The following is an 18,735-nucleotide window of genomic DNA, read 5'->3' on the forward strand; positions in this document are numbered from 1 at the left end:
GGAGAGGCCATGACCGCCATTCAACCACCCAAAGTACTGGTTTTTGCGGGTAGCGCCCGTGAAGGCTCGCTGAATAAACAGCTCGCCAAACTGGCTGCCCAGCGCATCGAAGCGCTGGGCGGTCAGGCCACGTTCATCGATTTGAAAGAGTACCCCTGCCCGCTGTTCGATGAAGACATCGAAGCCCAGGGCATGCCGGAGAACGTACTGAAGCTGCGCGAGATTCTGGCAGAGCACCAAGCGCTTTTGATCGCCTCGCCAGAGTACAACGGCTTTATCACGCCGCTTTTGAAGAACACTCTGGACTGGCTGTCTCGCCCCTATGGCGATACCCCAGGGCTTGGGCTTTATGCCGGTAAATGGGCGGCGCTGGTGGCCGCTTCCCCCGGTGGCTTGGGCGGCATTCGCGCGCTGCCGCTGGGCCAGCAGCTATTGGCAAACTTAAGCCTCACCGTGCTGCCTCAGCCGCTCTCGCTCCCCAAGGCGGGCAGCGCGTTTGACGACAGCGGTGCGCTCAGCGATGATGCCACGAGCCAGAAGCTGGATGCGCTGTGCCAGCGCCTGGTGGATTCCCTCGCGGCAACGCACTGATCACAGGGGGCTTATGCTCCCTTCAGCAGACGATCCAGCTGCCGGTAGCCGATGGCTTCGATGAAGTGGGGCTGAGAGGGCTTGGGTTCGCCCTGCAGGTCGGCCAGCGTCAGCGCCACGCGCAGTACCCGGTGGTAGGCGCGGGCGGAGAGCTTGAGCTTTTCCAGTACGCCAGCGAGCCAGGCGCGCTCTTCATCGTTGAGGGCGCAGGCGGCTTCCAGCGCTTTACCGCTGAGCTGGCTGTTGAGCGCACCTCTTGCCATCTGCCGCTCCCGGGCGGCCATCACCCGTTCGCGCACCGCGCTGGAGGGCTCGCCCTGGGTTTGTGCGGTGAGCTGCTCCGGTGGCAGCGCGGGTACTTCCACCTGCAGGTCGATGCGGTCCAGCAGCGGGCCAGAAAGCCGCGCCTGGTAGCGCTGAATCTGGCTGGCGCTGCACTGGCAGCGGCTTCGCGGGTCGCCCAGGTGGCCACAGGGGCAAGGGTTCATCGCGGCAACGAGCTGAAATTGGGCGGGGTAGCGACGTTCGTGGCTGGCGCGGGAGAGGTGGATTTCGCCCGTTTCCAGCGGTTGGCGTAATACTTCCAAGACGTTACGAGAAAACTCCGGCAGCTCGTCCAAAAACAGCACGCCGTGATGCGCAAGCGATATTTCACCCGGTTTGGGTTTCGAGCCACCGCCGACCAGCGCGGCGGCGCTCGCGCTGTGGTGGGGTTGGCGAAAGGGCCGTTGGCCCCAGTCGGCTTCCAGCGGCAAGCCGCATACCGAGCGCACGGCTGCCACTTGAAGCGCATCATCTTCTGACAGCGGCGGCAGAATGCCGGGCAAGCGGCTGGCGAGCATGGTTTTGCCGGTGCCGGGTGGGCCTGCCAGCAATAAGTTGTGGCCCCCTGCCGCGGCTACTTCCAGCGCCCGGCGCGCCTGATGCTGGCCGCGCACGTCGGCTAAGTCCGCCACCGGGGCGGTGGATTTGACGGAGGCGGAGAGCTGATGGGGCGGGAGCTTTTCCTGGCCCAACAGGTGGGCGACGACTTGCCAGAGAGAGTCGGCGGGCAGCACCGGTAAGTCGCCTGCCAGGGCGGCCTCATCGGCGCAGGCGCGGGGGACGATCAACGCTTTATTGGCGCGGCGGGTCGCCAGGGCAAACGGCAGCACGCCGGGCACTGCACGCAGCTTGCCATCCAGGGCCAGTTCGCCCGCGCACTCCATGCCTTCTAACGCATCTACCGGGATTTGGCCAGAGGCGGCGAGGATGCCCAGCGCAATCGGCAAATCAAAACGGCCCCCCTCTTTGGGTAGATCCGCCGGGGCGAGGTTGAGGGTAATGCGCTTGGTATTGGGGAAGTCAAAGCCCGCGTTGATCAAGGCGCTGCGCACCCGTTCGCGGCTTTCCTTCACGGCGGTTTCCGGCAGGCCCACCAGTGTCAGGCCCGGCAAGCCATTTGCCAGATGTACTTCGACATGCACCGCCGGTGCTTCCAACCCCACGCCTGCCCGCGTGGCCACAATCGCTAGTGTCATGGCGCTCCCTCGCAACGTCTCTCAATCGGCTCACTCAGTTTAATGAGCCTGCTTGTTGGCTAAGCCTACTTTATTTCAAGCGTTGAGCGCTACTGAGGCAGTAAGGGCCGGTTGGGACTACCCAGCAAAATGGGCGTTCAGCGCAGTGGTCAGTTCGCGGGCAAAGCGCTGGGCGGAGGGGAGAGCGCCAAAGCTCCACACCGGGGGCAGGCGCAGCAGGTTGCCGTTTTGAACACTCGGCAGGTGTTGCCAGAGGCCGCTCCCCTCCAACTGCTCTTCCACGCCTGCGGGGAGTGGGTCGACGACCACCAGCGTGGCATCGGGGTAGCGTGCCAGCGCTTCGATACCGGCCAGTGAAAATCCCCAGGCGTTGGTGGGCTGATCCCAGGCGTTGGGCAATTCGAGCTGTTCTAGCACGGCGTTGTAGAGGCTGTTCTCGCCAAACACGCGCACATGGCGGGCATCCATGAACTGCACCATCAGCAGTGGGGGCGAGTCGCTGCGCTGGCGACGCAGGTCGGCCATCAGCTGCTGGGTGTTCTCGATCAGCGCATCGGCCTCGGCGTTGCGGTCGGTCAGCTCGCCCAGTTGGCGAGTGAGGCTCTGCATCTCTTGCCACGTATCCGCACCCGGTGAGTAGAGGGCGAAGGTGCCCACTGGGGCGATTTTCTCCAGCCGGGGAATGAGCCCGGTAAACATGGGCGAGAGCAGCGTTTGCTCGGGGGGCGATTGGGCCAGCAGCTCGAAGTTGGGCTGGGTGCGCAGGCCAATATCCATCACGCCCTCGGGAATGCGCGGCTCGCCCACCCAGTCGTGGTAGGCCGGTTGCTGCGCAATGCCGCTCACGGGGGCATCAATGGCTAGCAGCGTTTCAGCAATGGTCCAGTCGATGGTGGCCCACTGGGCGTGGCTGGCGGTAGACAGCAGCAGGCTTGCCGCGAGAAGGCCGTGGCGAGCCAGGATAAGCAGTCGGGGAAAACGGCGCATGGCATTAGTACCTAGCAATAAGCGCCTTATTTAAACGAGTCTATTTATCAATTGCAAATAGAAACACCCAGGCAAGCGCAGGTTGCGTAGGCCTGGGTGTGGGCTTGGTGGGCGATGCTCAGAAGCGGTAGTGAACGCTGGCAGTGATACCGCGTTCGGCACCGAAGTAGCAGTACTCCAGTGAGTTACACGATGCCACGTACGCTTTGTCCAACGCATTGTGCACATTCAGGCGGGTTTCGACGCCGTTCAAGCCTACTTGGCGCCAGTCGTAGCCCAGCGTGGCGTCAACCAATGTGTAATCCGGCACCGTGGCGGTGTTGGCGCGGTCGGCGGCAATGTCTGCGTAGTGGCGCACGCCTATGCCAACATCCACACCACTCAGCCAGCCTTCCTGCACGGCATAGTGACCCCACAGCTGCACTTGGTGGCGGGGTGAGTAAATAGCGTGATTGCCCTGGTTGCCGTCGTCGCTTTTGGCGTAAGTAATGTCGGTAAAGCTGTAGCCCGCCTGAAGCGAGAGCGCCTCGGTGAGCTGTGTTTGGGCTTCCAGTTCGATACCTTGCGACTCGATCTCGCCTACAGCGCGGTAGGGGTCGGTGGGCTGCTCTTTGGTCGCCACGTTCTCCTGGCTGATGTGGAACAGCGCTGCGCTGTACTGCTGCTGTTCGTTGGGCTGGTATTTCACGCCGGTTTCCCACTGCGCGCCTTCCATGGGAGAAAGCAGGTCGCCGTTGGCATCCACAAAGCTGGTGGGGGTAAAGGCCGTCGAGTAGCTGGCATAAGGTGCGATGCCGTTATCGAACAGGTACACCACCCCGGCGCGGCCGCTAAACTGGGTGTCGCTGAGCGCGCTGGTAGCGCCGCTGTCGCGGTTGGTGTTGTCGATATTGACCCAGTCAAAACGCCCGCCCAGCGTCACGCGCCACTGGTCAATGGCGATCTGATCCTGCAGATAGACCCCGGTTTGCTCCAGCTCGTGGTTCTCCTGAACGGGCGCGTAGAACACCAGCGGCTCGCTACCGTAGACTGGGTTGAAGGCATCCAGCGAGGGGAACGCGCCGGAAGGCCAAGCAACCTCGTTCTCGCGTTGCTGGTAATCCGCGCCGAGCAGCAGGGTGTGCTCCATGAAGCCGTTGGTCAGTCGCGCTTCTAACTGATTATCCACCGTCAGGGCCTGAAGCGACTCCTCGCTGCCGGAGTAGTAGCGGGCCAGTTCGTTGGAGGTCGGCGATGCCCAGCCAAAGCCGTACACCTGATTCAGCGTCACGTCTGAATTGAGATAGCGCAGCAGTTGGCGGGCGGACACGAGGTCGTTAAAGCGATGTTCGAGGGTATAGCCAAGCATGCGCTGGGTGCGCTGATAGGCGTCGTAGTCGGCTTCGCCATCGAAGAAGTTATTGCTTATTTGGCGGCCATTGCGAGCGATCACCGCGCCTTCATAGGGTACGCCGGAGTGGTAGCCGCCTTCTGGTTCATCTTGCAGGTAGGCTTCTACGGTGAGGCTGGTAGCGTCGGTCATGTCCCAGGTCAGCCGTGGCGCAATGGCGTAGCGCTCCTCCTCGGCTGGGCCAAACTGGGTATCGGCGGCGCTGGCAATGCCGGTGAGCCGAAACGCGACGCGCTGCTCTGCCCCCAGCGGGCCCGTGAGATCGAACGCGGCACTGCGCTGGTTATTGTTGCCGACACTGAAGCGCAGCTCGCCGCCCGGCTCGAACTCGGGGCGTTTACTGTTAAGAGCCACCACGCCGCCCGGTGAGGCACGGCCATACAGCACGGACGCCGGGCCGCGCACCACCTCGATGCTGTCTAGAAACCAGGGGTCGATGCGCATGCTGCTATGGGAGTTGGCGTCCCCCATCACCTTCAAACCATCTAAAAAGGTGTTGCTCAAGCTGCCATCGGAGAAGCCGCGCAGCACCAGGTAATCAAAACGGTTGGAAGCCCCTATTTGATTGCTGTACACGCCGGGCGTGTAGTCGGTAGCGCGTTGCACCGTGGTGACACCGCGCTGTGTCATCTGCGTATCGGTGATGGTTGAGACGCTCTGCGGCGTTTCAATAAAAGGCGTGGCGACTTTGGTGGCTGCTTGTTGAGCCGTCACGGTAACCGTGGCCAAGGGCGTGCTGGTTTGTGCCGCCACGGGTGACATCAGCACCATCAGCAGCGCGCTAGTGAGTGGAGCCAATAAGAACGGACGATGGAGGGAGGCCATAAGTGATCCTGAGAGGAAGTGGAATCAGTTTTATTGAGCAATGAGAATTATTACTTTTTATGGCATCGTAAAGGTATGCGTTATGCCAAGCCTGCTATGCGCGCTGTCATAAGTGATCGCATCAAGGGAACGATGACTTATGGCTTGTCCCGTTGAAGCTCGTGAGGGGAAACACCGAAGTGGCGCTTAAAGGCGCTCGAAAAATTGCTGGCATGGCGGTAACCGCAGCGGTGGGCCGTGTGTTGAACGCTGTGGCCTTGGCGCAACGATGCGTGCGCCTGCTCCAGGCGCGCTTGGCGAATGTAGTCGAACAGTGTGCAGCCGTAGTAGGCACGAAATTTCTGCCGCAGGCTGCTGGCGCTCATGGCGGCCTCTTTGGCTAGAGCCGCGAGGCTATAGGGCTCGGCGGGATGCTGAGTGATGCGCGCGTGCAGCGCTGCTAGGCGGCGTCTGTCTCGGGTGGAGAGGCCGTGATGCTTGGGGAGTGCGGGCGTCGTTTCCGGTAGTCCCAGGCCAATCAGTTGTATCGCGAGACCTTGCCACACGAGGGGCTGGCGCCAGGTGGTGGGTGGTTGCTCACTTATGGTGCAAAGGTGCTGGTGTAAGGCACTCGGCAGCCGCCAACGGTGCAAGGCCGGTTGGCTGCCGGGAGCGGGGAGCCCTAACGGTGCGGTCGTACGCACCGCAATATTCACGGTACTCAGGCGCGGCTGAGCCGGTTGGTGCACCGTTAGCGGGTGGTGGGCATCAAAGTGAGCGCACACTCCCTCCCCGGCACCTAGCTGCAGGTGCTGCTGGCCTATTTGTAGTTGAATCGTGCCTTCCAAAATAATGCTAAAGAACCAGGGGACGCTTTGGTAAGACGTGGAGGTATAGCCGCGCTCTACTTGCAGATTAGACAGCGTTAGGTGCAGCCCTTGGGGTAAGCCAACATCGTGCACATGGCCCAGCGCGACCGGCTGGTGTTGTAAAGGGGTGCCGTCCACGCGGTAGTGAATGCCAAATCGTTGGCCAAGCTGGACCAGCGAGCGGTGGGTGATTTCGGGCGTGATGAGGCGTTCCTGCGGGGGCATCTGAGCCGTCGCTATCGTGAATGAGGCAGCCAATCAACGCACGATAGCACTATCGCGACGGGAGTCAATGATAGTGATTCTTGTTCGCTAATTTGGGGCAGCTCAGCCTGCCCCATTCTGAGCACAACGGCGGCTTACTCAGTATCGCCAGTGGACGGTTTATCGGACGTTGGTTTCGTCGTCCCGGAGGGGTGCACAGGGGCGGGCGGCACTTCGGCTTCTACGGGCGTGGACGCGGTGTTGCTAGAGGCTTCTACGGCCGCTTCCAGGCTGGCCACTTGGCGCTCTAAGGCTTCAACCCGCGAGCGCGTGCGCTGCAGCACATCCATCAAAATATCGAAATCTTCCCGCGATACCAGCTCCAGGCGGTCAAAGGCGCCGCGTACCACCTGCTGGACACCTTTTTGAATATCTTCCGGGGCTTGCGACGCATTCTGCAGACGGTCGCCGATCTGCTGGGCTAAGCGGCTAATGCGATCTTGGGGCGCCATGGCTCTCTCCTTGAAAGGGCATGCATGAATATGAACTGCTTGTCAGTAAGGATACGCAACCCGACGCCGATTCGCATGCGCCGCGTGTGAATTAAGCGTGGTGAGCGGGAAGAATCAATGCATCGAAATGGAGCGGCTAGCTTTTATTAATGTTCATTAATGGTGCAAAGCCAGGGTGAGCCTCATTGGGTAGCACGTCTAAGCTACCGTGAATTGCTTATATAATTATTTTAAGTAATTGAAAGTTAATAATAAAAAAGCGGGTGGCACGGTATGCGCATTAGTAGGGCAAGCACTAAATTCGGGCGGCCATGCCGCTTTTCACCGAGTGGGACTGATCCAGCAGGGGAGATCCGGGATGAAACTCATCACCGCTATCATCAAGCCATTCAAGCTTGACGACGTTCGTGAAGCACTCGCCGACAACGGCGTTCAAGGGATTACGGTAACCGAAGTGAAAGGCTTTGGCCGCCAGAAAGGTCATACCGAACTCTACCGCGGCGCGGAATACGTGGTCGATTTTCTGCCAAAGGTGAAAGTGGAAGTCGCCGTGGACGATGCACGCCTGGAAAGCGTGCTGGACGCCATCTGTAACGCAGCGAATAGCGGCAAAATCGGCGACGGCAAAGTGTTCGTCACGCCGTTGGAAGATGTGATCCGTATTCGTACCGGTGAGCGCGGTGCAGATGCCGTGTAAGGGTAATGCTGGGCGGCTGATGATGTCGCCGCGCTGCCACGTACATCTTCCAAGTACCTCTTCTTAAGTACCAACGGGGAACACCTCATGAATGAGTTAGCTGATTTGAGCTATGCGCTCGATACGTTCTACTTCTTGATCTGCGGCGTGCTGGTCATGTGGATGGCCGCTGGCTTCGCGATGCTGGAAGCGGGCTTGGTTCGCTCCAAGAATACCGCCGAAATTCTGACCAAAAACATCGCGCTGTTTGCGATTGCTTGCACCATGTACCTGCTGGTGGGTTATTACATCATGTACTCCAGCAGCGCAGGCGGCTTCTTGCCGAACTTGGGCTTCTTGATCGGTACCGAGAACAGCGTCGATGCGGTGCTGGCCGGTGGCGACGATGCGCCTTACTACTCCATGCGTTCTGACTTCTTCTTCCAGGTGGTGTTCGTTGCCACCGCCATGTCGATTGTCTCGGGTGCGGTTGCTGAGCGTATGAAGCTGTGGGCCTTCCTGGCTTTCGCCGTGGTGATGACGGCGTTCATCTACCCGGTGTCGGGCTACTGGACCTGGGGCGGCGGCTGGCTGTCCGAAGTGGGTTACTCTGACTATGCCGGTTCTGGCATCGTCCACATGGCGGGTGCGGCCGCCGCGCTGGCAGGTGTACTCGTCCTGGGCCCGCGTAAAGGCAAGTACGGTAAAGACGGCTCTATCCATGCAATTCCCGGTGCCAACATGCCGCTGGCCACGTTGGGTACTTTCATCCTATGGATGGGCTGGTTCGGCTTCAACGGTGGTTCCGAGCTGAAAATGTCCGATATCGGCTCTGCCAACAACGTTGCGCAAGTATTCGTCAACACGAACGCTGCGGCAGCAGGCGGTGTGATTGCCGCTCTGGTGCTGGCCAAGCTATGGTTCCGTAAAGCGGATCTCACCATGGCGCTGAACGGTGCGCTGGCTGGCCTGGTCGCCATCACTGCGGATCCGCTCTCTCCCTCGGCGCTGGGCGCCGCCATCATCGGCGCAGTAGGTGGCCTGATCGTCGTCGCTGCGATCGTCACGCTGGACAAGCTGAAGCTGGACGATCCGGTGGGTGCGATCTCCGTGCACGGTGTGGTCGGTATCTGGGGCGTGCTGGCTGTGCCGCTCACCAATGGCGATGCCTCTTTCGGTGCGCAGTTAATCGGTATCGTGGGCATCTTTGGCTGGGTCTTCATCGCAAGCCTTGTGGTATGGCTGGTGCTGAAAGCGGTCATGGGCATTCGCGTGAGCGAAGAAGAAGAGTATGAAGGCGTCGATATCGCTGAATGCGGTCTGGAAGCCTACCCCGAGTTTAGCGTCAAGAAATAAGCTTGCGCTAATCATGTGAGCTGGCGTGCTCCTTGTGGCCTCCCCGAGTGGGAGGCCTTTTTGTCGTTGATGGATATGCGGTACGTCGAAGGTTATGAGCTAGTGACGTTCGGATTTTTTATTCTCCGCCCTTGGCGGTGTATGCTTAATCGACTGGGTAACGGGCTTGGCTACGTGAGCGCCCCGCTAACCTCGATGGTTATGACAATCGGTTAATAACGCTGTCTGCATGACAGCGGGCCACCAAGCTAGAGGATGTCGCAATGAAATTGATCTCAGCCATTATCAAGCCCTTCAAGCTTGATGACGTACGCGAATCGCTCTCGGATATCGGCGTGCAAGGCATTACGGTCACGGAAGTGAAAGGCTTTGGCCGCCAGAAGGGCCACACGGAGCTCTACCGTGGCGCAGAGTACGTGGTGGATTTCCTGCCCAAGGTGAAGCTGGAAGTCGCCGTCGACGACGATATGGCCGAGCAGGTGATCGACGCGATTACCCAGGTCGCCAATACCGGCAAAATCGGTGACGGTAAAATCTTCGTGATGCCGCTCGAGCAGGTCATCCGTATCCGGACCGGCGAAACCGGTAAAGACGCTGTCTAACCACGGTGAATGGTAAGGCGTGAACAGTGAGTCGCGCTGAATCGACAAAGCCCCTGTGGATAATATCCACAGGGGCTTTGTGCATAAGGCGACGATGACACGGGCTACGATTTCCTATTCACCCTTCACCCTTCGAACGGGGCTCACTTCTCAACGAAGGCGCGTTCGATGACGTAGTCGCCCGGCTCGCCCATACGCGGGGAGATGTTCAGGCCCAGCTCGTCGAGCAGGGCGCTGGTGTCGTCCAGCATCGCCGGGCTGCCGCAAATCATCGCGCGGTCTTGGCGCGGGTCGATGGGGGGTAGGCCGGTGTCTTCGAACAGCTTGCCGGTGCGAATATGGTCGGTCAGGCGACCCATGGTGTGAAACTCTTCGCGAGTCACCGTGGGGTAGTACACCAGCTTCTCGGCGATCTCTTCGCCCAGGTATTCGTGGGCGGGCAGCTCTTTGGTGATGAAGTCGGCGTAGGCCAGCTCGGAGACTTCGCGCACGCCGTGTACCAGCACGACTTTCTCGAAGCGCTCGTAGACTTCCGGGTCCTGAATCAGGCTCATGAACGGCGCCAAGCCGGTGCCGGTCGAGAGCATGTAGAGGTTACGGCCTGGCAGCAGGTCGTCGCACACCAGCGTGCCGGTCGGCTTGCGGCTGACCATGATCTGGTCGCCTACCTGCAGGTGCTGCAGGCGCGAGGTGAGCGGGCCATCCGGCACCTTGATGCTGAAGAACTCCAGGTGATCTTCGTAGTTGGGGCTGGCGATGGAGTACGCGCGCATCAGCGGTTTGCCGTCCACTTCCAAGCCGATCATGACGAACTGGCCGTTCTTGAAGCGCAGGCTGCGCTCGCGAGTGGTGCGGAAGCTGAACAGGGTATCGTTCCAGTGGTGAACGCTTAGCACTTCTTCCAGGGCAAACTTGCTCATGCTCACTCCTCCAGAGGCGGCGCAGCCTAAGCCTTGCTCGCCATATTCCAAAAAAGAATAAAAATTATCTCTATAGGTTGCTGCTAATTCTAAATAAAGGGTGGTATATCTGTTAAGCAAATTATCTTGATAACGCTTATCTTTAAAATCGATATAGCCCTTCGCCGCTCACTCGACAGAGAGGTTTTGGTCATGCATTACACCCTGCGGCAGCTAGAGGTCTTCGTGGCCGTTGCCCAGCACGAGAGCGTTTCCCACGCGGCGCGTGCGCTGGCCATGTCGCAATCGGCCACCAGTACGGCGCTGGCCGAGCTGGAGCGCCAGTTCGACTGCCAGCTGCTCGACCGCATTGGGAAACGGCTGAAACTCAACGCGCTCGGCTTTCAGCTACTGCCCAAGGCGGTGGCGCTGCTGGACCGCGCCGAGGAGGTCGAAGAGTTGCTGCGGGGCCAACAGGGCGTGGGAGCTTTGGACGTGGGGGCCACACTCACCATCGGCAACTATCTCGCCACGCTGCTGATCAGTGATTTCATGCAGCGCTATCCCGGCAGTCGAGTTCGGCTGGCGGTGCGCAACACGCGGCATATCATCGAAGGCGTGCGCCAGCACTCGTTAGATTTAGGGCTGATCGAGGGGCAGTGCGATGACGACATGATCATCAGCCAGCCCTGGGTCGAGGATGAGCTGTGCGTGTTCTGCTCGCCGCGTCACCCGCTGGCGGGACGCGAGCACTTGGAGCTGGATCAACTGCTGCGCGAAGACTGGATCATGCGTGAGGAGGGCTCGGGGACACGCATGACGCTGGAACATGCCGCCCGCCACCGCCGCAGCCGGTTCAATACCCTGCTGGAACTGGAACATACCGAGGGCATCAAGCGCGCGGTGGAGTCGGGGCTGGGCATTGGCTGCGTTTCGCGGCTGGCGCTGCGCGATGCCTTCCGGCGCGGTAGCCTGGTGCCGCTGCCCACGCCGGAGCTGGATTTAAAACGCCAGTTCACGTTCATCTGGCATCGTCACAAGTACCTGACCACCGGCGTGCGCGAGTTTTTACGTCTCTGTCGCGAAATGACCGCCGGGGCCAAGCGCAGCGACGATATCCCGCTGCCGCCGATTCCCTAGCGGCTAAACCTTGGCCTCGTCAGGGCTTGGCAGCGTCTGGGCCGGTTGCTGTGATGCTTCCAGCGTAAAGCCTCCCACCAGCGCGGCCAGCCTGTCCGCCTGGTCTTTGAGCTGCTCCGCTGCGGTGGTGGACTCTTGCACTAGAGCGGCGTTTTGCTGGGTCATTTGGTCCAGATCGCTCACCGCGATGCTGACTTGATTGATGCCGTCGTTTTGCTCACCGGCGGCGGTGCTGATATCGCCGAGCATGTGGGTGACGCGCGTCACGCTATCGGCCAACTCGTGCATGGCGGCCTCGGCATCGCGCACCAGTTGCGTGCCGCTTTCGACCTTGTCGGCAGACGCGTCGATACGCTGTCGGATGTCCTTGGCGGCGTCGCTGCTGCGCGAGGCCAACTTGCGCACTTCATCGGCCACTACGGCAAAGCCGCGCCCGTGCTCGCCAGCCCGCGCTGCTTCCACGGAGGCGTTGAGGGCCAGCAGGTTGGTTTGAAAGGCAATCCCGTCGATCACGCTGACGATGCTTTGAATCTCTGCCGAGGTCGCACGGATGTCATCCATGGTCGAGACTACCTCAACAAACGCTTTGTCGGTACGGGAAGCTAGCTGCGAGGCGGTGTTGGACAGCCCGCTGGCCCCTTGGGAAGCGTGGGTGGTGTGGCTGACGGTACTGCTGATCTCTTCCATCGCTGCCGACGTTTCTTGCAGGCTAGCAGCGGCTTGCTCGGTGCGCCGTGAGAGGTCATGGCCGCCCTGGGTGATCTCGCTGGCCGCGTGGTTCACGGCCTCACTACTGCGCCGCACGTCCAGAAGGATGGCCTGAATTTTTTCGGCAAAGGCGTTGAACTGCTCGGCCACGGCGGCGCTTTCATCGCGGCCATGCACGGGCAGGCGCTGAGTGAGATCGCCATTTCCAGAGGCGATCTCTTCCATTCTGTTCGCTAAGCGCTTGAGCGGTCGGGCAATGCGGCCACCAATCCACCACAGTGCGGCGATGCCGATGGCTGCCACTAGCAGCCCCACCAGCGTCATGCCCAGGGTGTTTTGCTGGCGCTGGTCGCTCAAAACGTTCTGTAGCGCGTTGAGTTCGGCGAGCACGACGGACTCGGGCAACTGTAGTACCAGCACCCATGGCTGTTCGGTATCGCCAATGGTCAGCGGCTGGTAGCGCTGAAACATGCCGTTGGCCATGCTGCTGTAGAGGCTGCCTTGTGTCGTGGCTTCGGCAATGCCGTCAAGCGCCGTGTCGCTCAGTGCGTTGCTGGCAGGCAGGCCCAGGGCCTCTTCACCGTGGGTGTCCGCCACCAAGCCGCCGCGCCCGGCAACCAGCGCCATCCGGCCTGCGCCGTCATACAGCGCGGCGTTAGCGTCGCTCAGCAGCGTTTGGATGAAGTTCAGCGAGAGGTCGACCCCAGCCACGCCGCGAAATTCGCCATTCACCAAAATCGGTGCGTTAAACGAGGTGACCAGCTGTGTCTCGCCGTCGTAATCGTAGGCGGCTGGGTCGATCACACAGGGGGCGAGCGTTTCGCGCGGGCAAAGGTAGTACTCTCCCTCTCGCACGCCGCTGGCTAGGCGGGTGTCGCTCTCCATGGTGTCACCCAGTGGCAAGACGTCGAGCGAGCCATCCCCGGTGCGGTACCACCAGGGCATGAAGCGGCCGCTGCCATCGTGGCCGTAGCGCTCGTCGCCAGCAAAGCGGGCATCGTCACCAAAGGCGTTGGGCTCCCAGCCGATGAAGGCATCCAATAGCGCCGGGTTGTCAGCCACCGTTTGCCGCACCAAATTGGAGAGCTGACGGCGGCTCAGATAGAGCGCGCGCTGGCCTTCGGCATCTTCCACGCCCATGAGGGCGTTGGTGGTGGCGAGCTGGCTGGCCAACGTCATGGCCTTGTCCAGCTCGCGTTGAATCCGCTCCCCTTCTGCTTGGGCAATGGCATCGAGTCGCGCGTCCAGTGCGCTTTGCATGAGCGTTTGGGTGTGCTCTTCGACGGTTTGTTGGGTGCGGGCGGCCGCGATGAGGTTATAAACCACCAGCGCGGCAACAACGGCGAGCAGGCAAGGGCCTGCCAACGCCAAAACGAGAGAGCGAAGGGAGCGAAAGTGCATAGAAGCGCGGTCCTGTTTCAGCAAACGGCGAAAGAGCCTATCGGGTGCCATCTTCGAATCAGTAGAACAAAGATTCATGGCTAACGCGTGACATGGCCGCCTCCGCAGACGTGAGGGCGGAAGCGGCCATGGAGTGACTGACGGTTAGAAACTCTCTGTAGTGCGCGGTAAGCGATCCTGCGGCGCTTGTAGCGTGGGTGATGCCGCTTTAGAAAGTTTGAAACTGCTGATCGTGCCGGTCAGGTGATCCGCTTGCTCTTTCAACTGCTCGGCGGCGGTGGTCGACTCTTCGACCATGGCGGCGTTCTCTTGGGTCATCCGGTCCAGTTCGGCGACCGCAATATTGACCTGTTTGATGCCGTCGCTCTGCTCGCTGGTGGCCGCGTTGATCTCTTCCAGGACGTCGGTGACGCGGGTGATATGTGCGACGATATCCTGCATGGTGCTGCCAGCATTACGCACCAAGGAGGTGCCGTTATTCACCTTGGCTTGGGAGTCCTCGATCAATTGCTGGATATCGCTGGCTGCATCGCTACTACGGCCCGCCAATTTGCGCACTTCATCCGCCACGACGGCAAAACCGCGACCGTGTTCGCCTGCGCGGGCGGCTTCGACCGAGGCGTTGAGGGCCAGCAGGTTGGTCTGGAAGGCGATGCTGTTCATCAGCGTGACGATCTCGCCAATCTTATGGGAGGCGTTGGAGATGTCTTCCATGGTGGTGACTACGTTCGACACGACCTGCCCACCCTCTTTGGCGACTTCGGTGGCCGCGTGGGAAAGCTTGTTGGCTTCCTGGGCCGAGGCCGCCGTATGCGCCACGGTGCTGGTGATCTCTTCGACTGACGCCGAGGTCTGCTGCAGGCTCGAAGCGGCGTTATCGGTGCGGCGGGAAAGATCTTGTCCACCCATGGCAATCTCGTTGGCGGCGTGGTGCACCGATTCGCTGCTGGTACGCACGTCGATCAAGACTGCTTCCATCTTGCCCACGAAGCGATTGAAAGCACTGGCGATTTGGGCGACTTCGTCGGTGCCTTCTTCCGGCAAGCGCTGAGTCAGGTCCCCTTCACCCGAGGCGATGTTATCCATCGCATTGCGGACGCCTAGTAGACGACGCAGCAGCAGTGACAGCAGCATGCCAAACACGACGGCCGTGATGGCCGCAACGATCAGCAGCGTCACGATGGACGTTGTCGCAATGGCGCGTAGACCTGCCGTGGCTTCTGCGTCATCCAGCGCCACGACCAACTGCCAACCGCTGTTGCCACCTACACTGCTGCCCATCAGGAGTTTGTCGTTGCCTTGTAGGGTGAGCGGTTGCGGGGTGTCCGCTTGCACGATGCGTGTCAGGTCGGAAGGGGTGAGCGCATCGCTAAGCGCGCTTGCAGGCTCCAGCGTCAGTGACGCGTCGGGGTGGGCGACCAGAGTGCCGTCGCTCGTCGTTAGAAAGCCGAAACTGGATGGGGTCGGCGCGATACTAGCGACGATATCGATGACGTCGGCAATCGTGATGTCGGCGCCTACCACGGCGGTGAGGTCACCATTCTGATAGAAAGGCCGAGCGAAGGTCACGATCAAACCGCCTGTTTGCGCATCGACATAAGGGGCAGTAATGATGGTGTCCTGTGCGCTCACGGCACCTTGGTACCAAGGGCGCTGGCGCGGGTCATAATCGCTGGGAGGTTGCCAGCCGTCTGAGAAAATCCCTTCTGAGGTAGACGGGTACGCGATGTAGGCGGTCATAAAGTCGCCAGAGTCGGCTAGCTGCCGCAGCGCTTGTAGCGGTGCCTCGCTACCAACGGCATGCTCCATGCTGGCCAGCATCGTAAAGCGAGCGTTGAACCATTCGTTAATGGCCTGTGTGTTTCCATTCACAACAGCGCTGAGATTGCGGTTTACCTGTTCACTATTATGATGCTTAACGGTGGTGTAGCTGGCAATACCATTGGCCGTCAAAGCCAACACGATAGCCATGAGGGCCGCCAGAAGGATGCGTGTACGTAGGGAGGAAAACATGGTCGCTCTCGGGATCATCAGGATTCATGATGGGTATCGGCGAGAGCGACGCTGTCTTTAGCAAAAAGCAGGAAAATAGTAAGTAAGTGCTAACTGCGTTGACTAACGCAAATCGCTGACCGCCTGTTGGATGTCGGCCAACGAGGCCTTGCTAAAATCTTTCGATAGCGTATGCGTGACCAGCTTTTGCGTGGGATTATCGAGTTTTTCTTTGAGCAGACCCAAGAACTTGGGAGGCGCGACCATGATCAGCTTCTCCATGCGGTTGTCTACCCGGGCAGCATAGAGTCGCTGGGCGACTTCTTTGGCAAATAGCTCGTTTTCATGTTGAGAGGCTGCGCCCTCTTCGCCAGAGGAGCGTGATGACGTCGACGTCGACTCGTGGACGTCGGCACCGCGACGGTCCGTGATCAAGTCGCCTTCATGCAGTCTGCCTGCGGCGTGTACCAAGCTCTCCTGCTCGGCGAGATGGAGCGCATCACGGGTGAAGATACGTGCGCGTGCGGCATCGGCTACCACGATATAGGTGGTCATTGTCATACGTCCTCCATGTCGTTGATTACCCTTTAACCATGGCAAGCGTTTAGGGTTTGGTCAAACGCCTGCCCATTTGCCCCAAGGCCCGTTAAAGTACCTTACTGCGCAGCAGGCTGGTCACCGCTTCGCCGAGCAGTACCAGCACGATAATGGCGATGAGAATGGTCGCCACGGTTGGCCAGGCAAAGGTATCGATCGCGCCTTGCAGAATGACCCCAATGCCCCCTGCGCCTACCAAGCCCAATACCGTGGATTCACGAATGTTGATATCCCAGCGCAGCACCACGATGGCAAAAAAGGCAGGCATCACCTGGGGCACGATGGCGTAGGCCACGACTTTCGCTTTCGATGCTCCCGTCGCCTCCATGGCTTCCACGGGGCGGCGGTCGATCTCTTCGATGGCTTCGCCCATGAGTTTGCCGATAAAACCAATGGAACGAAAGACGATGGCCAGAATGCCCGCCAGCACGCCGGGCCCAAAAATGGCCACGAACAGCAGGGCCCAGATGATCGTATTCACCGAGCGGCTAGAGACCAAAATGAAACGGCCTAACCACAGGCAAGCGCGGTTAGGTGTGGTGTTTTGGGCCGCCATGTAGGCAACAGGTAAGGCTAGAAAAATCGTCAGGAACGTCGCCAGCGTGGCGATATGCACGGTTTCCATGAGCGCATTGAGAATACCGCTGAGTCCGACCGCGCTTGGCGGCCACATGCGCGCCCCGAGGTTCGATATTTGGTTGGGAGCATCCCACACCCAGGGCCAAAAAATATCGATATCACGCACGGCCCAAAACACCAGCATCAGCGTGGCGAGCAGGGCGGCGTAACGGATCAGCCGCTCTTTGCGGTCGTAACGCTGCCAAATACGGTCAGCGAGTAGCTGTTCGCGATCTACCATATTTTTTTCCTCACCCAGCCGCTGATCCCTTCGCTGAGCAGAATCACCGCGATAATGACCAGTAAGATGGCAAACGCAAAGTCGTAATCGTAGCGCCCAAAGGCATTCATCAAGGTGCCACCAATGCCGCCTGCACCGACGATGCCCACGACGGCAGAAGCACGCAGATTACTATCGAGCTGGTACATGGACAGACCGACTTGGCGTGGCAGAATTTGTGGGAACACCGCATAAAACAGCGTAACGAGATAGCCAGCCCCGGTCGAACGCATGGCCTCTACTTGGCCCCAGTCGATCTCCTCTATCTCTTCAGCGAGCAGCTTACCGACAAAGCCAATGGAGTAGAGTGTCAGCGTGAGTATTCCCGCCAGCGGGCCAAATCCCACGGCGGCAACGAACAGGATGGCGACAATCACGGGGTGAAAGCTACGCGAAATAATGATGATGCTGCGCCCTAACAGGTAAACAGGCAGCGGCGCGATATTACGGGCAGCCATCACCGCAAATGGAATCGAGAGCAACACCCCTAATAGCGTGGCGAGAATGGCAATTTGAAAGCTCTCTTTAAACCCGGTGAGCAGTAGCTCATAGCGCTCTAGGTTCGGCGGAAAACCGCCGCTAAAAATGCGCGCCGCGCGGGGGAGACCCTCCGAAATACGTTCCCAGTTAAAGGGCAGCGAGCCAAACGCCCACACCAGATACCCTACTGTCATCACGAGTAATCCGTAGCGCAGCAGTGGGTTGGCGATAAACGGTGGCTTTTTCCAGGCTCTAGGCGTGGGCGGGTTAGACGGCGTCATGGCGTGCCCCCTCCACGGCGGTGCCCGGCGTCTCGGTGATGGCATCGTCCGGCGCTTCGATGCCGCCATAAATGGCGTCCAACGCGTCTTTATTGAAATCCCCAGGCTGGCCGTCAAAAATCATCTTGCCGTGACGCAGGCCCACGATGCGCTCGGTATAGGTTTTGGCTTGGGCGACGTTATGGATGTTGATCAATACCGGCAGCGACAGCTCGTTCGCCAGGCTCTGTAGCAGCATCATGATTTGCTCGGAGGTGCGCGGGTCCAGCGAGGCGGTGGGTTCATCTGCCAGCAACACGTCCGGCTCTTGCATCAAAGCACGTACAACGCCCACCCGCTGGCGCTCGCCACCAGACAGCTCGTCTGCGCGCTTGTTAGCGTAGTGGGCAATGCCTACGCGTTCCATGAGCACAAACGCACGCTCGATATCGGCGGGTGGGTAGCGGCGTGAAATGGCTTGGTAAAAGCTGACGTAGCCTAGCCGCCCTGCCAGCACGTTCTCCATCACGGTTAACCGATCAAGTAAGTTGAATCCTTGAAACACCATGCCAATTTTACGGCGTGCCCGGCGCAGTTCGGCCCCTTTCAGGTTCACAAGTTCGGTGCCATTGAGTTTGATTGAGCCAGAGGTGGGCTCTACCAAGCGATTGATACAGCGCAACATGGTGCTTTTACCGGCGCCGGAGGCACCTACGATAGACACCACGCTGTTGCCCTCCACCTTCAAATCGAGGCCTTTCAGCACGGCCTCGCTGTGGCCATATCGTTTGACCAAATTCGTGATTTCCAGCATGTGTCCGCATCCATCGAAAGACGAAGAACCGCGCC

At 59.9% G+C, this 18,735-nt stretch carries 17 protein-coding genes; 5 read left to right on the plus strand and 12 right to left on the minus strand.

Annotation, left to right across the window (positions count from 1 at the left end):
* Positions 1-9: 9 nt before the first annotated feature.
* Positions 10-591, plus strand: a complete 582-nt coding sequence (locus MHM37_RS05795) for an NAD(P)H-dependent oxidoreductase (RefSeq protein ID WP_239296277.1) — start codon at positions 10-12, stop codon at positions 589-591.
* Positions 592-602: 11 nt separating this feature from the next.
* Here the strand turns inward: MHM37_RS05795 and MHM37_RS05800 are convergent, their stop codons facing one another.
* The 5 genes from MHM37_RS05800 to MHM37_RS05820 all read right to left on the minus strand — a co-directional run bounded on the left by MHM37_RS05800 (position 603) and on the right by MHM37_RS05820 (position 6,877).
* Positions 603-2,111 (minus strand): YifB family Mg chelatase-like AAA ATPase, encoded by a 1,509-nt coding sequence (locus MHM37_RS05800; RefSeq protein WP_239296275.1) that lies wholly within the window; start codon positions 2,109-2,111, stop codon positions 603-605.
* A gap of 117 nt (positions 2,112-2,228) precedes the next feature.
* The gene (locus MHM37_RS05805) at positions 2,229-3,098 is read right to left on the minus strand and encodes an ABC transporter substrate-binding protein (RefSeq protein WP_239296273.1); all 870 of its coding nucleotides are present in this window, start codon (positions 3,096-3,098) and stop codon (positions 2,229-2,231) included.
* Between the two features lie 118 nt (positions 3,099-3,216).
* Positions 3,217-5,313, minus strand: a complete 2,097-nt coding sequence (locus MHM37_RS05810; protein WP_239296272.1) for a TonB-dependent siderophore receptor — start codon at positions 5,311-5,313, stop codon at positions 3,217-3,219.
* A gap of 137 nt (positions 5,314-5,450) precedes the next feature.
* A complete protein-coding gene (locus tag MHM37_RS05815) occupies positions 5,451-6,386 on the minus strand; it encodes an AraC family transcriptional regulator (RefSeq protein WP_239296271.1) in 936 nt (311 codons plus the stop codon).
* Positions 6,387-6,520: 134 nt separating this feature from the next.
* Entirely contained in the window at positions 6,521-6,877 is a 357-nt protein-coding gene (locus MHM37_RS05820) for an accessory factor UbiK family protein (RefSeq protein WP_219862197.1), read from the minus strand.
* Positions 6,878-7,235: 358 nt separating this feature from the next.
* Between MHM37_RS05820 and MHM37_RS05825 the strand changes: the two genes are divergently transcribed.
* From MHM37_RS05825 to glnK, 3 genes are all read left to right on the plus strand, one after another.
* A complete protein-coding gene (locus tag MHM37_RS05825) occupies positions 7,236-7,574 on the plus strand; it encodes a P-II family nitrogen regulator (protein ID WP_058579766.1) in 339 nt (112 codons plus the stop codon).
* 87 nt (positions 7,575-7,661) lie between these two features.
* Positions 7,662-8,909, plus strand: a complete 1,248-nt coding sequence (locus MHM37_RS05830; RefSeq protein WP_139526009.1) for an ammonium transporter — start codon at positions 7,662-7,664, stop codon at positions 8,907-8,909.
* Positions 8,910-9,172: 263 nt separating this feature from the next.
* Complete coding sequence (gene glnK, locus MHM37_RS05835) at positions 9,173-9,511, plus strand: P-II family nitrogen regulator (RefSeq protein WP_009098335.1); 339 nt, start codon at positions 9,173-9,175, stop codon at positions 9,509-9,511.
* Between the two features lie 143 nt (positions 9,512-9,654).
* Here glnK and MHM37_RS05840 read toward each other — a convergent pair whose 3' ends face one another.
* Positions 9,655-10,431 (minus strand): ferredoxin--NADP reductase, encoded by a 777-nt coding sequence (locus MHM37_RS05840; RefSeq protein WP_139526007.1) that lies wholly within the window; start codon positions 10,429-10,431, stop codon positions 9,655-9,657.
* 192 nt (positions 10,432-10,623) lie between these two features.
* Between MHM37_RS05840 and MHM37_RS05845 the strand changes: the two genes are divergently transcribed.
* Positions 10,624-11,550, plus strand: coding sequence for a LysR family transcriptional regulator (locus MHM37_RS05845; protein ID WP_044629892.1), 927 nt, complete (start codon positions 10,624-10,626; stop codon positions 11,548-11,550).
* A 3-nt stretch (positions 11,551-11,553) separates the two neighbouring features.
* Here the strand turns inward: MHM37_RS05845 and MHM37_RS05850 are convergent, their stop codons facing one another.
* From MHM37_RS05850 to phnC, 6 genes are all read right to left on the minus strand, one after another.
* Entirely contained in the window at positions 11,554-13,659 is a 2,106-nt protein-coding gene (locus MHM37_RS05850; protein ID WP_239296270.1) for a methyl-accepting chemotaxis protein, read from the minus strand.
* Between the two features lie 144 nt (positions 13,660-13,803).
* Positions 13,804-15,672 (minus strand): methyl-accepting chemotaxis protein, encoded by a 1,869-nt coding sequence (locus MHM37_RS05855; RefSeq protein WP_139526005.1) that lies wholly within the window; start codon positions 15,670-15,672, stop codon positions 13,804-13,806.
* Positions 15,673-15,774: 102 nt separating this feature from the next.
* Positions 15,775-16,206 carry a host attachment protein gene (locus MHM37_RS05860; RefSeq protein ID WP_139526245.1) on the minus strand — a complete coding sequence of 144 codons (432 nt, stop codon included), beginning with the start codon at positions 16,204-16,206 and terminating at the stop codon, positions 15,775-15,777.
* Positions 16,207-16,297: 91 nt separating this feature from the next.
* Positions 16,298-17,107, minus strand: a complete 810-nt coding sequence (gene phnE, locus MHM37_RS05865) for a phosphonate ABC transporter, permease protein PhnE (RefSeq protein ID WP_139526004.1) — start codon at positions 17,105-17,107, stop codon at positions 16,298-16,300.
* Positions 17,101-17,907, minus strand: a complete 807-nt coding sequence (phnE, locus tag MHM37_RS05870; RefSeq protein WP_139526003.1) for a phosphonate ABC transporter, permease protein PhnE — start codon at positions 17,905-17,907, stop codon at positions 17,101-17,103. The genes phnE (MHM37_RS05865) and phnE (MHM37_RS05870) overlap by 7 nt, the downstream gene beginning before the upstream one ends.
* Positions 17,894-18,700 carry a phosphonate ABC transporter ATP-binding protein gene (gene phnC / locus MHM37_RS05875; protein WP_139526002.1) on the minus strand — a complete coding sequence of 269 codons (807 nt, stop codon included), beginning with the start codon at positions 18,698-18,700 and terminating at the stop codon, positions 17,894-17,896. The genes phnE (MHM37_RS05870) and phnC overlap by 14 nt, the downstream gene beginning before the upstream one ends.
* Positions 18,701-18,735 lie beyond the last annotated feature (35 nt).

The organism is Halomonas sp. MMH1-48 (assembly GCF_022348105.1).
Taxonomy (GTDB): Bacteria; Pseudomonadota; Gammaproteobacteria; order Pseudomonadales; family Halomonadaceae; genus Vreelandella; species Vreelandella piezotolerans.

Excerpts from the sequence above, each read along its gene's own strand:
- MHM37_RS05800 (WP_239296275.1), bottom strand. The coding sequence starts at position 2,111 with ATGACACTAGCGATTGTGGCCACGCGGGCAGGCGTGGGGTTGGAAGCA.
- glnK (WP_009098335.1), top strand. The coding sequence starts at position 9,173 with ATGAAATTGATCTCAGCCATTATCAAGCCCTTCAAGCTTGATGACGTA.
- MHM37_RS05830 (WP_139526009.1), top strand. The coding sequence starts at position 7,662 with ATGAATGAGTTAGCTGATTTGAGCTATGCGCTCGATACGTTCTACTTC.
- MHM37_RS05815 (WP_239296271.1), bottom strand. The coding sequence starts at position 6,386 with ATGCCCCCGCAGGAACGCCTCATCACGCCCGAAATCACCCACCGCTCG.
- MHM37_RS05840 (WP_139526007.1), bottom strand. The coding sequence starts at position 10,431 with ATGAGCAAGTTTGCCCTGGAAGAAGTGCTAAGCGTTCACCACTGGAAC.
- MHM37_RS05860 (WP_139526245.1), bottom strand. The coding sequence starts at position 16,206 with ATGACCACCTATATCGTGGTAGCCGATGCCGCACGCGCACGTATCTTC.
- MHM37_RS05820 (WP_219862197.1), bottom strand. The coding sequence starts at position 6,877 with ATGGCGCCCCAAGATCGCATTAGCCGCTTAGCCCAGCAGATCGGCGAC.
- MHM37_RS05825 (WP_058579766.1), top strand. The coding sequence starts at position 7,236 with ATGAAACTCATCACCGCTATCATCAAGCCATTCAAGCTTGACGACGTT.
- MHM37_RS05855 (WP_139526005.1), bottom strand. The coding sequence starts at position 15,672 with ATGTTTTCCTCCCTACGTACACGCATCCTTCTGGCGGCCCTCATGGCT.
- MHM37_RS05795 (WP_239296277.1), top strand. The coding sequence starts at position 10 with ATGACCGCCATTCAACCACCCAAAGTACTGGTTTTTGCGGGTAGCGCC.
- MHM37_RS05810 (WP_239296272.1), bottom strand. The coding sequence starts at position 5,313 with ATGGCCTCCCTCCATCGTCCGTTCTTATTGGCTCCACTCACTAGCGCG.
- phnC (WP_139526002.1), bottom strand. The coding sequence starts at position 18,700 with ATGCTGGAAATCACGAATTTGGTCAAACGATATGGCCACAGCGAGGCC.
- MHM37_RS05805 (WP_239296273.1), bottom strand. The coding sequence starts at position 3,098 with ATGCGCCGTTTTCCCCGACTGCTTATCCTGGCTCGCCACGGCCTTCTC.
- phnE (WP_139526004.1), bottom strand. The coding sequence starts at position 17,107 with ATGGTAGATCGCGAACAGCTACTCGCTGACCGTATTTGGCAGCGTTAC.
- MHM37_RS05845 (WP_044629892.1), top strand. The coding sequence starts at position 10,624 with ATGCATTACACCCTGCGGCAGCTAGAGGTCTTCGTGGCCGTTGCCCAG.
- MHM37_RS05850 (WP_239296270.1), bottom strand. The coding sequence starts at position 13,659 with ATGCACTTTCGCTCCCTTCGCTCTCTCGTTTTGGCGTTGGCAGGCCCT.
- phnE (WP_139526003.1), bottom strand. The coding sequence starts at position 17,907 with ATGACGCCGTCTAACCCGCCCACGCCTAGAGCCTGGAAAAAGCCACCG.